The organism is Planococcus sp. NCCP-2050 (genome assembly GCF_023708025.1).
Taxonomy (GTDB): domain Bacteria; phylum Bacillota; class Bacilli; order Bacillales_A; family Planococcaceae; genus Planococcus.
Window position 1 is genome coordinate 311,214 of sequence record NZ_BRCX01000001.1, and the last position, 13,814, is coordinate 325,027.

Annotated in this window: 13 protein-coding genes; 3 read left to right on the top strand and 10 right to left on the bottom strand. The window is 44.8% G+C overall.

Annotation, left to right across the window (positions count from 1 at the left end):
• Window positions 1-97 precede the first annotated feature (97 nt).
• Window positions 98-1,705: an ABC-F family ATP-binding cassette domain-containing protein gene (locus NFU07_RS01610; protein WP_251473728.1), complete on the top strand. Its 1,608-nt coding sequence runs from the start codon at window positions 98-100 to the stop codon at window positions 1,703-1,705.
• Between the two features lie 283 nt (window positions 1,706-1,988).
• On the opposite strand, the gene NFU07_RS01615 is transcribed toward NFU07_RS01610, so the two are convergent.
• The 4 genes from NFU07_RS01615 to NFU07_RS01630 all read right to left on the bottom strand — a co-directional run bounded on the left by NFU07_RS01615 (window position 1,989) and on the right by NFU07_RS01630 (window position 3,787).
• Window positions 1,989-2,465 (bottom strand): YkvA family protein, encoded by a 477-nt coding sequence (locus NFU07_RS01615; protein ID WP_251473730.1) that lies wholly within the window; start codon window positions 2,463-2,465, stop codon window positions 1,989-1,991.
• 44 nt (window positions 2,466-2,509) lie between these two features.
• Window positions 2,510-2,752 (bottom strand): cold-shock protein, encoded by a 243-nt coding sequence (locus NFU07_RS01620; protein ID WP_235196346.1) that lies wholly within the window; start codon window positions 2,750-2,752, stop codon window positions 2,510-2,512.
• A gap of 175 nt (window positions 2,753-2,927) precedes the next feature.
• Complete coding sequence (locus tag NFU07_RS01625; RefSeq protein ID WP_052651506.1) at window positions 2,928-3,128, bottom strand: cold-shock protein; 201 nt, start codon at window positions 3,126-3,128, stop codon at window positions 2,928-2,930.
• A 203-nt stretch (window positions 3,129-3,331) separates the two neighbouring features.
• Window positions 3,332-3,787 (bottom strand): DUF1033 family protein, encoded by a 456-nt coding sequence (locus NFU07_RS01630; protein WP_251473732.1) that lies wholly within the window; start codon window positions 3,785-3,787, stop codon window positions 3,332-3,334.
• Window positions 3,788-3,828: 41 nt separating this feature from the next.
• On the opposite strand from NFU07_RS01630, the gene NFU07_RS01635 reads away from it, so the two are divergent.
• Together NFU07_RS01635 and NFU07_RS01640 are read left to right on the top strand one after the other, a co-directional pair.
• Complete coding sequence (locus NFU07_RS01635) at window positions 3,829-4,530, top strand: 5-bromo-4-chloroindolyl phosphate hydrolysis family protein (protein WP_251473734.1); 702 nt, start codon at window positions 3,829-3,831, stop codon at window positions 4,528-4,530.
• Window positions 4,502-5,683, top strand: coding sequence for a toxic anion resistance protein (locus tag NFU07_RS01640; protein WP_235196349.1), 1,182 nt, complete (start codon window positions 4,502-4,504; stop codon window positions 5,681-5,683). Before NFU07_RS01635 ends, NFU07_RS01640 begins: the two co-directional genes overlap by 29 nt.
• A gap of 58 nt (window positions 5,684-5,741) precedes the next feature.
• Here NFU07_RS01640 and NFU07_RS01645 read toward each other — a convergent pair whose 3' ends face one another.
• The 6 genes from NFU07_RS01645 to NFU07_RS01670 form a co-directional block, all read right to left on the bottom strand.
• Window positions 5,742-7,595: a vWA domain-containing protein gene (locus NFU07_RS01645; protein WP_251473752.1), complete on the bottom strand. Its 1,854-nt coding sequence runs from the start codon at window positions 7,593-7,595 to the stop codon at window positions 5,742-5,744.
• Window positions 7,596-7,604: 9 nt separating this feature from the next.
• Window positions 7,605-8,459, bottom strand: coding sequence for an ATP-binding protein (locus NFU07_RS01650; RefSeq protein WP_397443714.1), 855 nt, complete (start codon window positions 8,457-8,459; stop codon window positions 7,605-7,607).
• Window positions 8,460-8,524: 65 nt separating this feature from the next.
• A complete protein-coding gene (locus NFU07_RS01655; protein WP_052651494.1) occupies window positions 8,525-8,722 on the bottom strand; it encodes a DUF6501 family protein in 198 nt (65 codons plus the stop codon).
• 56 nt (window positions 8,723-8,778) lie between these two features.
• Window positions 8,779-9,378, bottom strand: coding sequence for a DedA family protein (locus NFU07_RS01660; RefSeq protein ID WP_251473778.1), 600 nt, complete (start codon window positions 9,376-9,378; stop codon window positions 8,779-8,781).
• A 94-nt stretch (window positions 9,379-9,472) separates the two neighbouring features.
• Complete coding sequence (gene odhB / locus NFU07_RS01665) at window positions 9,473-10,744, bottom strand: 2-oxoglutarate dehydrogenase complex dihydrolipoyllysine-residue succinyltransferase (RefSeq protein WP_251473780.1); 1,272 nt, start codon at window positions 10,742-10,744, stop codon at window positions 9,473-9,475.
• Between the two features lie 90 nt (window positions 10,745-10,834).
• Complete coding sequence (locus tag NFU07_RS01670; RefSeq protein ID WP_251473783.1) at window positions 10,835-13,657, bottom strand: 2-oxoglutarate dehydrogenase E1 component; 2,823 nt, start codon at window positions 13,655-13,657, stop codon at window positions 10,835-10,837.
• Between the last annotated feature and the right edge of the window lie 157 nt (window positions 13,658-13,814).

Sequence of the window (13,814 nt, forward strand, 5' to 3'; positions counted from 1 at the left end):
TGCTTTAAGTTTATCCCAGACCGCAAGTGATTGCTATCGATTTTAATGCGATTCATGGTATACTCTTCTTATTGTGAAATTTAGGAGGTACGTTTAAATGATAGCTGTAAATGATGTAAGTCTTCGCTTTGGCGACCGTAAACTTTTCGAAGATGTAAATATTCAATTCAACCCTGGCAACTGCTACGGATTAATCGGTGCAAACGGTGCGGGCAAATCCACGTTCATCAAAATCCTTTCGGGTGATTTGGAAGCGCAAAGCGGAAATGTGTCCATGGGTTCAGGCGAACGCCTTGCTGTACTCAAGCAGGATCACTTCGAATACGAAGAACACGCAGTTCTTGAAACGGTCATCATGGGCCATAAAAAACTCTATGAAATCATGGCTGAAAAAAATGCGATTTATATGAAAGAAGATTTCTCCGATGAAGATGGAATGCGCGCTGCCGAACTTGAAGGCGAATTCGCTGAATTGAACGGGTGGGAAGCGGAATCTGAAGCGGCGATTTTGCTTCAAGGCCTTGGCATTTCCGAGGACCTTCACGATAAAAAAATGGCTGAACTTTCCGGTTCGGACAAAGTAAAAGTATTGCTTGCCCAAGCTTTATTCGGCAAGCCGGACGTCCTTCTTCTGGATGAGCCGACGAACCATTTGGACTTGGATGCCATCAAATGGCTGGAAGAGTTTTTGATCAACTTTGAAAACACCGTTATTGTCGTTTCGCATGACCGCCACTTCTTGAACAAAGTCTGCACGCATATCGCTGACCTTGATTTCGGCAAAATTCAATTGTACGTAGGAAACTACGACTTCTGGTATGAATCCAGCCAATTGGCAACACGCCTTGCGAGTGACCAAAATGCGAAAAAAGAAGAGAAAATCAAAGAGCTTCAAGCGTTTATCGCGCGTTTCTCTGCGAATGCTTCTAAATCGAAGCAGGCAACATCGCGTAAGAAAATGCTCGATAAAATCGAACTTGATGATATCCGCCCTTCTTCCCGCAAATATCCGTTCGTCAACTTTACAATCGGCCGCGAAATCGGAAACGATGTCTTGACGGTTCGAGATGTTAGCCAAAAAGTGGACGGCAATCAATTGCTCAATAACATCAGTTTCAATATGAACAAAGAAGATAAAATCGTTTTGATCGGCGATCCGCTTGCAAAATCAGCGCTTCTTCGCATTTTAGCTGAAGAAGACGAGCCGGCAACCGGTTCGATTTCATGGGGTGTAACCACTTCCCGTGCGTATCTGCCAATCGACAATACGGCTTATTTCGAAGGCAGTGAACAATCCCTAGTGGATTGGCTACGCCAATATTCACCAGAAGACGAAAGCGAAACCTTCCTTCGCGGCTTCCTCGGCAGAATGCTGTTCTCCGGCGAAGAAGTGAAAAAGAAACCTTCTGTCCTTTCCGGTGGCGAAAAAGTGCGCTGCATGCTTTCAAAAATGATGCTTTCTCATGCGAACGTCTTACTGCTTGATGAGCCGACGAACCACTTGGACCTAGAATCCATCCAAGCGCTCAATAACGGGATGATCGCCTTTAAAGGCGCGATGGTCTTCACATCCCATGACCATCAGTTTATCCAAACCGTTGCGAACCGCGTCATCGAAATCCGTGAAGACGGAACCATCCTTGATAAGCAATTAGGCTACGATGAATTCCTTGAGTGGAAAGAAGCTCAAGGCATCACAAATTAATCCATGATTTAACCGCCTCTCTTCACGGAGAGGCGGTTTTCTTATGCTGCGATACTCAAATGAATGAGTTGTGCGCGTTCAGACGAATTTGCGCGCGGTTAAAAAGAAATACGTGCGTTCGTGCGAGTTTGCGTGCGTTCGAAGCGAAATGCGCTCGCTCAAAAGAATATGCGCGCTCCAGTATATTACGCCTCTTCCCTTCACCCTCCGCTGCGCCAAAATAAAAACTGCAGACAAATCCGGATTCATGGATTTGCCTGCAGTTTAAACTTACTAGCCTATTTTATTTCATGAAACGTTTCACCAAACGGCCTGCCGGCAATTTGGAAACGAATTTATTGCCTGAGTTGGATATGCCGCGGACAACGGACAAGAGCTCGTCATCGCCAGCCCAATGCTCTTCAATGACTTCGATCGGGAATTTGTTGAGCAGTGTATTGATGACGAAAACAGCTACAACCACATCATCTAGGAAACCGCCTGGTCCAACGATGAACTCCGGCAAGAAGTCAATCGGTGCGATAAAGTAAAGAATACCGGCACCTACCATGCCCTTGTTTTTGGAATCGATCCGCCTGTCGAGCATCAATTTCGTCAGCAAATGGAAAAGATCCGGCGCAAATAGGATATATTTGCTGAAGCGGCTCAGCGGCCCAGACTTATTTTCTAGCCAATGCTCGATTTTGCTGCGCAAATTTTGATAAAAGTCCTTCTGCTCATCAGCTGATGGCAGTGGTTTCTTTAAATATGCATCCGTCATAGACTAATCTCCTTTTTGTAACTGAATTTTTGACACGAGTGTATTTAGAAATCCATCGTGATATTTGTTGCGATTCTTTCTTTTCCCGGTGCGCCATCCACCGCGATGAAATTGACGATCATGCCTTCTTTGAAATTCGAAACGTCGTCTGTATCCGTATGCTTGGCATGGGTGAAGAACATCTCCCCATTATCGCCTTTTATATAGCCAAAGCCTTTTGCTGTGTCAAAAGAGACGACAACGCCTCTTAAGTCTTCGGTTCTCTGCATATCGTTTGATCCTGCCATTCTATTCCCTCCTATTTAAGTTCATCTATCCCTATCTCATTTATACCCATAACCCCTCATTATTTAAACAACGGCTGATTTTCTAATCCATTTTAATAAAACTTATAATTATGAATAAAAAGAAATTATATATAGACAAAAAAGAACCGCCCATCAGATGAGCGGTTCTTGGAGATTATAGTTTAGTAACATTTGTAGCTTGAGGTCCGCGGTTGCCTTCCTCTACTTCAAACTCAACTTTTTGTCCTTCGTCAAGCGTTTTAAAGCCTTCGCCTTGGATCGCTGAGAAGTGAACGAATACGTCATCTCCGCCTTCAACTTCGATAAAACCGAAACCTTTTTCTGAGTTGAACCATTTTACTGTACCTTGTTGCATGTGTACTACCTCCTGTAGATAAAAAATTTGCAATATGGAATTTCCATAAAAAAAATTCACATATTCAAAAAAGTACCATAACGTGCTGATCACTTTTTTGAATAGGTGAATAGCTGTTGCTGGTGAAATCTAAATTTTAACTTCGTTGAAACCTTAGTTCTATATATTCATTATAGCAAGCAAATTAGAAAAGTCAAATAAATCTAAAAACTTTTTATTGGACTGCCATTTTTGAGCCAAAGTATGCCATGATACATCTGCATGTCATCATCACATGATTCACAATACTCAATTTCGCCTTCGCGCCAAAATGCAGCGAACGCTTCTTCACGGATTTCACTTTGCGGATACTTCCTTTTTAACTGTTCCATTAATTGATGACGATATGCTTCGGCTTCCGTTTTTCGGACGAAGGTTTTTCTGGAAACAACTTTTTCTTCCCATTCTTCAAACATCCACCAAGGTTCAAACTCCGCTTTCATATAAATCACTTCATGCATGGACAGGCAACTCCATTTCTCTACTATGCATTTTGCCAAATTTTTAGGCGCTTGTCCAGTATTTCGAATCTTTTGGCGCTCAGCCCGCAAAGTTTGTATTGCCTTTCCCTTCGCTGTAAAATATAAGGTAGACAAGCAAATAAGTGAAACTTTTTGCATATTGAAACGTATTATTGAGTAGCAGTAAAGGAGGAATTCCGATGAAGGCTTTTGAAAACTTCATAAAACGGCAAACTATCAGCCTGCCGCTTATGACAGTGATGTTCCCGGTGCTGTATATGGGTGCTGAAATCGGCCTGATCGCTTCAGGGGCAGTAGCAGCCGGAACCTATATCGCCAGCAATACGACGGTCAAACAAATACAATTCTCCTCCGATTCCAAGAAACTCGGAATGACCCGGAGCGAATATAAGCATATCCGCCATCAAGTAAAAGAAGCAAAAAACAAAATCAAACAGCTCCAAGGAAATTATTACCGTGTGCGCTCCATTGCATCATTCAAGCAATTGATGGAATTGACCCGGTTCTCGAATAAAATCGTGCAGCAAGTCCAATTGAATCCCCGGAAATTTTATCTAGTGGAATCATTCTTTTATTCCCATTTGGATACGGCATTGGAATTGACCGAGAAGTATACGCTTCTTGTCGGCCAGCCGGTAAAAGATCGGGACTTGAAAATTGCACTGCAGGATACGCGCGAAACACTTCGGTCGATGACCAGTGTAATGGAACGGGATTTGCAGAAAGTGCTGTCTACGGATGTGGAGAAACTTCGGATGGAACTTGATTTTGCCCGGTTGACGGTAGACCAGCACAATAATCAGAAATTGCTCGTGCAAGAAGCGCCATCAGACAATGAAGGAGACGTGGAACATGACACAAAATCGATCGAATCAAAGTGAATTGGATGATTTGCTAGGCAACCCATTCGGCATGGAACCTATGAAAGAAGAAGTGAATTTGACAAAACGCGAAGACGGCCGCCCCGTCGCTTTAATGGAACGTCTGACTAAAGACGAACAGGAAAAAGCGCGTGAACTGGCCAAGCAGATTCCTGCAGGCAATTACGAGGCCATTTTAACTTATGGGGCCAATGCCCAAAATCAATTGGGGCAGTTTTCGCATAAGATGCTCGACCATGTGCAGCAAAAAGACATCGGGCCAGTTGGCGATGTTCTCCATGACCTGATGAAAAAATTGCAGGAATTGAATCCGGAAGAACTTTCCCAGGAAAAACGCTCTGGCCTCCGCAAATTATTCGCTAAGGCAAAATATTCCGTACAGGAAATGATGACAAAATACCAAAAGCTCAGCACACAAGTAGACCGCATCAGCGTCCAATTGGACCACTCGAAACGCGGGCTATTGGAAGACGTTCAAATGCTTGAGCAATTATACGACCAAAACAAAACCTATTTCCAGGCATTGAATGTCTACATCGCAGCAGCTGAACTAAAACGCGATGAAATTCTCAACGAGACCATCCCTGCCCTGCGAAAAAAAGCGGAACAGTCGAATGACCAAATGGCTTACCAGGAAGTAAACGATATGGCGCAATTCTTGGATCGCTTGGAAAAACGGTTGTATGATCTGCAGTTATCCCGCCAGATCACCATCCAAAGTGCACCGCAAATCCGGATGATCCAGCAAACAAACCAAACCTTGGCTGAGAAAATCCAGTCTTCCATCATGACTTCGATCCCGTTATGGAAAAATCAGATCGCCATCGCTTTGACGCTGAACCGCCAGATGAAAGCGGTCGAAGCACAAAAGCAAGTGACTTCCACGACCAACGAATTGCTATTGAAGAACTCAGAGATGCTGAAACTCAATTCGATTGAAACTGCAAAAGAAAATGAACGCGGTTTGGTAGAAATCGAAACGCTGAAACAGACGCAGGAAAATCTATTAACGACGATTGAAGAAACATTGCGCATCCAAGCGGAAGGACGCAAAAACCGCAAAGCGGCAGAAATTGAAATTGGCCGCATGGAAGAAGACCTAAAGCAACGGTTATTGTCCATCCAAGACGATCGTGAAGGCAACCGCCCATAAACTTTAAAAAATCCCCGGAAGCACATCGCTTCCGAGGATTTTTTATCTCTGCCACAGATCAGCCGGACTGGATCACTAAATGCAATGTCCGTTTCAGCAAGCGCAAAGTCTGCTCTACAAATTGCTCCAAAGAATCTGCACTGACTGATTTATTGCCGTACATCATCTGATAAAACGAAGCTTGCTCTTCAGAAATTGCCTCGCTGCTCAAAAACAGATGAAGCACTTCAATGGCGCTTTTTTTCGCCTCCAAAACAGCGTTTGCCGTATCCACTACACCGTTCTCAGCATAATCATAGGCAGAAGGCTCACCATCTGAAAAGACCAGTAAAAAGCGGTGTTTTTCGGTTCGCTGCTGAAGGCGTTCCGTCATCCATCGGATCGCAAAGCCATCCCGGTTGTCTTCATGGGCTTCCAGCGAAAAAATTTCCTGCGCATGGTCGCGGCTGCCATCTTCAAATTTATGCATCCATTCGAAATAATTGGGCTGGCTAGCTTCACTTGCTTCGTAGGCGTCTTCATAAAACAACACAATTTCATGCGGAACATTGAGATTCCGCAAAACATCATGGAATAACAAGACCGCTTGCTTTGTTTCCTCTAATTTGTCCACCATCGAAGCAGAACCGTCGATCAACAAGCAGAACACCGCATCTAATTCTTTCGAAGGCGCCGTTTTGCGGTAAAAAGGTTTGGGCCGTTCTTCAATAAGCAAAGGCAGTAAATTTCTCGACAGCCTTCCTGCATTCAAATTCCCTCTCGGCTCTTGCCTGCGCTGCGTCATTCTCTTTTTTAACTCTTTTAAAAGAGCCCGTACATATGGCGCTTGCTTTCTTCTCCATCCTTCAATGTCATGCCGGTGATCACCAGACAATTCAATCCGTTTTTCCGTATATTCGACCGCCGCGTTGGCGGAACCGAATTTCCCTGCGGCTTTTTTCGGTTTATCTTCCATCTTCCGGTCGTTTTCATCGTTATCTGCAACATGTTCTCCTGCAGAGTTTCCTTGGGCAGTTTGCTCCGGTTCCCCGCTGCCGTCGTCTTCCCTGCCGCCATCCGCTAGCTGCGAGTCACCTTTATCCAGTTCAAATTCCATGGCAGGAGAGGCATCGATTTCGGTTTCCCGGTGCCACATCTGGAACCACTCTTCAATGGTATCAATGCTTTCCTCTTCTTTTGATGCTTCTGTTTCCATCCCGTCGTAATAGCGGAACGGCGGAACTTCATCGATCGAGTCGCCAAATGTATAATAGCTGAGCACCATGTCTTCATTAAGTAAATATTCAAGGCGTCCCATGAGGCTATCTACAACTGCCCCTGAGTCGGCAGTCGACTTCGCATCGAACATTCTTGACCAGAAGAAGAACAGTTCACTATAAGATTCGTGCATTTCCACAGATTGGCCGCGAAGCGCCAAAAAAGCAGCATTTAAAAATGCCTCGGCTTTAAAGCCTTTTTGCATATTTTGGCGGTACTGGTCTTTATGGTATTCGACATAGACGTTTTCCCGAATCGCAAAAGCTTCACGGGTTCCCGGACGTTCTCCGATAACCTGTTCAATCAACCGGAACTCCTCAGCACAGAGGAGCAATTGCTGCCGCAAATGGGGCAAATCGCTTTCTTCCTGCAGAAATCGCCGCCAACTGCCCAAATTGAAATGGCGCCAATAACCTGCCGCGAGCAAGTAAATATCGGATAAATAGCCGTTTCGCTCAATTTGCCTTGGCCGGTGCCGCCAAAACACGCTAATGGAAAGCGCTGATTCGGACGGTCGGAACTCCAGCAGTTTGCGTGTAGTCACTTTCAGGAAAGGGGCATCTGCAAGCGCCCCTGCCAGCATTTCCATCTGATGCAGCAATTTCGTATCGATGGTTTCATTGTTAAACTGAATAAATCGATTGACAGATGCCATACTTCACACCTACTTTTTCCACGTATTTGCGAGATCCATAAACAAGTCGCGTTCGCTTTCATCTTCGAGCTTCTCGGCTATCGCATAACGGACCGCCCGCAGCGTATCCATATGCTCTGCCAGCGCTGTGGCGTCGAGCAAGCTTCTAATAGAAGCTGCTTCTTCTGACAATAGCCCATTTTGAACTTGTTTCATCAAGTCCGATGCCAAATCGAGCATAAAAGTTTTCAAGCCGGAATCCGCATCCGGAAATTCACGGTCCCATAATTGCTGCAATTGATCCCCTGTCAAATACGGGATCGGATACGCGATAAAGCGGTTTTTTAATGCTTCATTCATCGGAGCTGTTCCGATATAGCCCTCGTTTATAGCGGCAATCACCCCAAAATCAGGATGTGCTTCTATCACTTCTCCTGTAAAAGGATTGGTCATCATGCGGCGATAATCCAATACGCTGTGGAGGATCGGCAAGGTTTCCGGTTTTGCCATATTGATTTCGTCAATATAAAGAAAATGGCCATTTTTCATCGCTTTTACGACCGGGCCTTCTACGAATTCAATCTGGCTTTCCCCATTTCGCTGAGTTAAAGTTTTAAAGCCTAAGAGCGCTTCTGCATCCAAATCAACCGAACAGTTAATGCTTTGCATCGGCTGGCCAAATTGGGCTGATATGCTTTCAGCAAGCTTTGTTTTTCCTGCGCCCGTCGGCCCTTTTAGCAACACCGGCTTCTGCAAAACGACAGCTGCCAATATATCCTGCCAAAGATTTTCGTCTGGAGCGATATACCCTCCAGCCGCAATCAATTTTGTGTCATCGCCATAATCTTTGCCCGTGCGATTTCTTTTATCAATTTCCTGATCCATTAAAGCCATGTATTCTCCCTCTTTTCAAAGAAAAAAACCGATGAGCTGGCACCGGCTTTCATTCATTATTCAAAATAAGTTTTGTAAAATCCGCCAACTTTGCCCGTATTGTCCACGACAAAGATGAATTCTTCCGTTTCATTTTTCACTTCGTATGTTTTGCCTTCAGTCAAAACATTGGAAACCAAAAATTTCGCTGCATTTGTATGGGTACAGGTTACTGTACGGATTGTCTCTTTTGTCAGCCATTCGTTATGAATCACATGCCTCATCCTTTTCTATATGTCTACCTTCAGTATAAGGAAAAAACGATAAAAATTCAATTGCGCTTATTGCTGCCGGTTTTCTTGCTCCAAAGCAAACGGACCGACACCAGCAAAACGATGATTACTGACAGCGCAATCAAAAACATTTGAAGATTTTCAAGGATGGATTGGTAAGCGTATGGAAACGTCCGTCCGATATTGAAATAAACATGCATCCAGACAAAGCCAGCGGTATAGGCATAAAGCATGTAGGATGCAAAAGGATAACGGTTCGCGCCTACAACATACGGCATAGCCCACCGGATTCCTGGCAAAAAGAAACTAAACGAAATCGCTAATGGTCCATGCTTTTCAAGGAACTCTGAAAAACGGGAAATTACGCCTGCTAGCCGCGTGCGATTTAACCGGTGTATTAAACGGTTGCCAAGCAGCCGCCCAATGAAATAAGCGAAGCTATTGCTCGTGATCAGACCCAGATACGCGGAAATAAACGCATAAACCGGCTTAAAATAGCTGACTTCCGTCAAAACCCCTGAAAAAGCGGCAGCCACTTCATTTGGAATCGGCAAGCCGAACAGCAAGAGCCAATTAAAAATGAACATGCTGACATAGCCATATTCCTTCACTAATTCCACAAAAAAACTAATATCCATGGTTCCCACCGCCTTCAACCGCTCTCTCATCTATCATCGCATAAGAAAAGGGAGCCCTGCAAATGCAGAGCTCCCTTTGTAAAGGAAATACTTCTTAAGATTCTAGTAGAAGATCTTCCGGGTTTTCGATTAATTCTTTTACCATTTTCAGGAATCCAACAGAATCGCTTCCATCGATTACACGGTGGTCATAAGAAAGAGCCACGTACATCATCGGACGGATTTCGATTGAATCGCCGATTGCTACCGGACGTTTCTGGATTGTGTGCATTCCAAGAATCCCTACTTGCGTACCGTTCAAGATTGGCGTTGACATTAATGAACCAAATACACCACCGTTAGTGATTGTGAATGATCCACCTGTCATATCGGCAATTGAAAGTTTTTTATCGCGTGCTTTTTTAGCAAGATCTGCAATGCTTTCTTCAATTTCAGCAAAGTTTTTCTTGTCAGTATCGCGGACGATTGGCACTACTAGGCCTTCTTCAGTAGAAACTGCGATACCCACATCATAGAATTGCTTCAATAGAAGATCAGTGCCATCTAATTCAGCATTTACGTATGGATACTTTTTAAGCGCTGCAGTTACCGCTTTTGTAAAGAATGACATGAAGCCTAAGCGAGTTCCGTCATGGTCTTGCTGGAACTTGTCTTTTTTGCGGCTTCTAAGTGCCATAACGTTTGTCATATCGATTTCGTTGAATGTTGTCAACATCGCTGTAGACTGGCGTACTTCAAGCAAGCGTTTTGCAATTGTTTGACGGCGGCGAGACATTTTCTCGCGAACAATGCGGCCGCTTTCTTCATCTGAAGAAGGAGCGGAAGCTTTTGGCGCTTCCGCTTTTGCTGCTGGCGCACTCGCTGCAGCCGGTTTAGAACCGTGAGCTTCCACGTCTTGAACGCGAACACGGCCCATTGGGTCAACTGGTGAAATGGCAGCAAGATCGATGCCTTTTTCACGAGCTAATTTGCGTGCAGCCGGGCTTGCAATTGTACGGTCCGTTGAAGATTGCTCTTCGATTGCCGGTGCTTTTTCGTTCGCTTCCATTGTTGCAGGAGCTTCTGATTTAGCTGGTTCTTCTGATTTTGCAGGAGCTTCGGCTTTCGGTGCAGCTGCTGCGCTTTCCCCTGAACCTTCGCCAACGATCGCGATAACTTGTCCAACTTCCACAGTATCGCCTTCTTGCGCCAAATGCTCTTGGACAACTCCGGCTTCTTCGGAAATCACTTCAACGTTTACTTTGTCTGTTTCAAGTTCAACGATGAATTCTCCTTTTTCAACTGTTTCGCCTGGTTGTTTAAGCCACTGCGCAATCGTTCCTTCTGTAATCGATTCTGCTAATTCTGGTACTTTGATCTCTGCCACAAAAAATTCCTCCTTAGAATATCCCGTTCTTAACCGTTCATCTCATTGTATCAGACACTGCACAGGAAAAGCTTCCCCTTAGTGAAAGGATTACGCTTTTGCCAATGCCGCATCGATGATCCGAGTTTGTTCCGCTTTATGAGCTTCTCCGTCGCCTTCAGCTGGGCTTTGGCGTTTGATGCGTCCGTAATACGATACGTCTTTGCCTGCAGCGATTTCACGAAGATATGGCTCTGCAAAAGTCCATGAACCCATGTTTTGCGGTTCTTCCTGTACCCAGCCAAGCTCTTTGACATTCGGGTAGCGGTCAACAATTGCCTGGATTTTCTCTGCTGGGAATGGATAAAGCTGTTCAACACGGACAATATGTGCCCAGTCGTAGCCTTTACCATCTTTCACACGTTCAGCCAAGTCGATTGCCATTTTGCCGCTGGCGAAAAGAATGCGCTCCACTTTCTTGTCTTTTGTTCCCATTCCTGGCTGTTCAATAACCGTCTGGAAATGGCCCTCAGTCAAATCATCCACTTCCGCCCCTACTAATGGGTGGCGCAGCAGGGATTTAGGCGAAACAATAATCAACGGGCGGATTGCCTCTTCGCTCAGCATTTTTGCTTGGCGGCGAAGAATGTGGAAATAGTTCGCTGCACTGGACAAGTTGGCTACCGTCCAGTTGTTTTCAGCTGCCATTTGAAGATGGCGTTCAAGTCGAGCGCTTGAGTGCTCCGGCCCTTGGCCTTCGTAGCCGTGTGGAAGAAGCATAACAAGCCCAGACTTTTGCCCCCATTTAGAACGTCCAGCAGAGATGAACTGGTCGAACATCATTTGCGCCATATTGGCGAAATCTCCATACTGAGCTTCCCAAATGACCAATGCATTTTCATTTTCAACATTATAGCCATATTCGAACCCTAGAACAGCCGATTCCGTTAATGGACTGTTGTAAACGACAAAAGAAGCATTTGCTCCAGAGATATGGTGAAGCGGAACAAGTTCTTTCCCTGTTTTATCGTCATGTAGCACAAGGTGGCGATGAGCGAAAGTTCCGCGCTGCGCATCTTGCCCTGTTAAACGGATTGGATGGCCATCTTGCAGAATTGCACCAAATGCCAATGTTTCCGCATGTGCCCAATCGATTTTGCCTTTTCCATTAAACGGATCTTCACGGCGTTTCAGAATTCGGGCTAATTTGCTGAATACGGAGAAATCACTTGGCCAAGTCAGCAATTCTTCGTTCATTTTTACAAGTACATCTTTATCGACGCCAGTCGGAACTTCCGGATAGCCGTTTAAGACTGCTTCCGGCATCGTCAATTTCGGTGCGTCGTCTGTTTTGTTTTCCTTCACACGGTCATAAGCTTCCTGCATTTCTTTCTGTGTATCAGCATCTAATGCTTTCACATCGTCTTCTGAAAGAACTTTTTCTGCAGCCAACTGCTGTCCATATAATGCGCGGACAGTGTCATGCTTATGGACTTCATGGTACATCATCGGATTCGTCACTAACGGCTCATCCATTTCGTTATGACCATAACGGCGGTAGCCGATCAGATCAACCAAAATGTCTTTGCCGAATTTTTCGCGGTATTCAAACGCAAAACGTGCAACTGCGATAACTGCTTCCGGATCGTCTGCATTCACATGGATTACAGGAACTTCAAAGCCTTTTGCAGGATCTGAAGAATAATGAGTCGATCTGGAATCGTATTGCTCCGTCGTAAAGCCGATTAGATTGTTGGCGATTACGTGGATTGAACCACCGGTCTGGAATCCGCGGATGCGGCTGTAGTTTAACGTTTCCGTTACAACGCCTTGTCCTGGGAATGCAGCATCCCCGTGAACCAAAATTGCATAAGCTTTTTTAGAGTCGATTGCAGCAATGCCCTGCTGATTTGTCGTTTCCTGTGCAGCACGTGTTTGCCCTGCTACTACCGGGCTGACGATTTCCAAATGCGACGGGTTATAAGCAAGTTTGATGTTCGTTCCTTTAGGTGAAGTATAAGCCGCACCCATATGGTATTTCACATCGCCGAACCAGCCTTTTGTAATTTGGACAGATCCGTCTTCAGGCAGGAAAGCTTCGTCTCCGACATGAGCAAAGCCGGCAAACATCATTTCGTATGGCTTATGCAAAATGTGTGTAAGCACATTTAAACGACCGCGATGCGCCATCCCGATCATGATTTTTTCTGTTCCTTTTTCTTCTGACAAACGAACCAGTTCATCGATCAGCAAGACTAATGTGTCTACGCCTTCAATCGAGAAACGTTTCTGGCCGACAAAAGTACGGTGGACGAATTTCTCGAAACCTTCAACACGAGTCAAGAGATCCAAAACTTCTTTTTTCTTCTCTTGGTCTAATGATGGTTTAAATTCACCAGCTTCGATTTTCGCTTGAATCCAACTGCGTTCCTGCGGTTGAACAATATGGGAAAACTCGAAAGCGACTTTGTCCGTATAAAGCGATTTCAAATAAGCAATGGCTTCTAAACCATTTGATACATTGCCAGGCGCTTCTGAAAGAAGCAATGAAACCGGCACTTCTCTTAAATCTTGTTCTGTTAAGCCATACGCTGACGGTTCTAAACGGGAAGTATCTTTTGGCTGGTCATTTAACGGATAAATATCAGACGCCAAATGGCCGTGTGCACGAATCGCTTCTGCTAATTGCACAGCAGCCAATACTTTTCCGAATTTGTTCGGTTCAACAGTCCCTGCTGCCTCAGAAATTTCCTGAGTTGCTGATGGTTGGCTGTTTTCAACGGGTGGTCCATATTGTTTGAACATCTCTGCAAATTCCGGGTCGAGCAATTCCGGCGATTCTTGGTAAATGTCATACATCTCCATGACATAGCCAAGGTTCGGGCCTGTAATGGAACTCCATGGGGATTTTGCATCTGAATAATTGCTAGACATTAAAAAACCTCCAACTATTTTGCCTTATGGCAGTCGCTATTATTATATGTGTACCTTCAATATTTTATCACGCCAACGTAGATACATAAAGCGAAGGCGCTCATGGCTTGAAGAACAAATTTCCATATCAATCTTACTACTTCCAGTAAAAAAAACA

Bases quoted from the DNA above. Each gene is read 5' to 3' on its own strand.
- NFU07_RS01610 (WP_251473728.1), top strand. From the start codon at position 98: ATGATAGCTGTAAATGATGTAAGTCTTCGCTTTGGCGACCGTAAACTT.
- NFU07_RS01615 (WP_251473730.1), bottom strand. From the start codon at position 2,465: ATGACGGATGCATATTTAAAGAAACCACTGCCATCAGCTGATGAGCAG.
- NFU07_RS01620 (WP_235196346.1), bottom strand. From the start codon at position 2,752: ATGGCAGGATCAAACGATATGCAGAGAACCGAAGACTTAAGAGGCGTT.
- NFU07_RS01625 (WP_052651506.1), bottom strand. From the start codon at position 3,128: ATGCAACAAGGTACAGTAAAATGGTTCAACTCAGAAAAAGGTTTCGGT.
- NFU07_RS01630 (WP_251473732.1), bottom strand. From the start codon at position 3,787: ATGCAAAAAGTTTCACTTATTTGCTTGTCTACCTTATATTTTACAGCG.
- NFU07_RS01635 (WP_251473734.1), top strand. From the start codon at position 3,829: ATGAAGGCTTTTGAAAACTTCATAAAACGGCAAACTATCAGCCTGCCG.
- NFU07_RS01640 (WP_235196349.1), top strand. From the start codon at position 4,502: ATGACACAAAATCGATCGAATCAAAGTGAATTGGATGATTTGCTAGGC.
- NFU07_RS01645 (WP_251473752.1), bottom strand. From the start codon at position 7,595: ATGGCATCTGTCAATCGATTTATTCAGTTTAACAATGAAACCATCGAT.
- NFU07_RS01650 (WP_397443714.1), bottom strand. From the start codon at position 8,459: ATGGATCAGGAAATTGATAAAAGAAATCGCACGGGCAAAGATTATGGC.
- NFU07_RS01660 (WP_251473778.1), bottom strand. From the start codon at position 9,378: ATGGATATTAGTTTTTTTGTGGAATTAGTGAAGGAATATGGCTATGTC.
- NFU07_RS01670 (WP_251473783.1), bottom strand. From the start codon at position 13,657: ATGTCTAGCAATTATTCAGATGCAAAATCCCCATGGAGTTCCATTACA.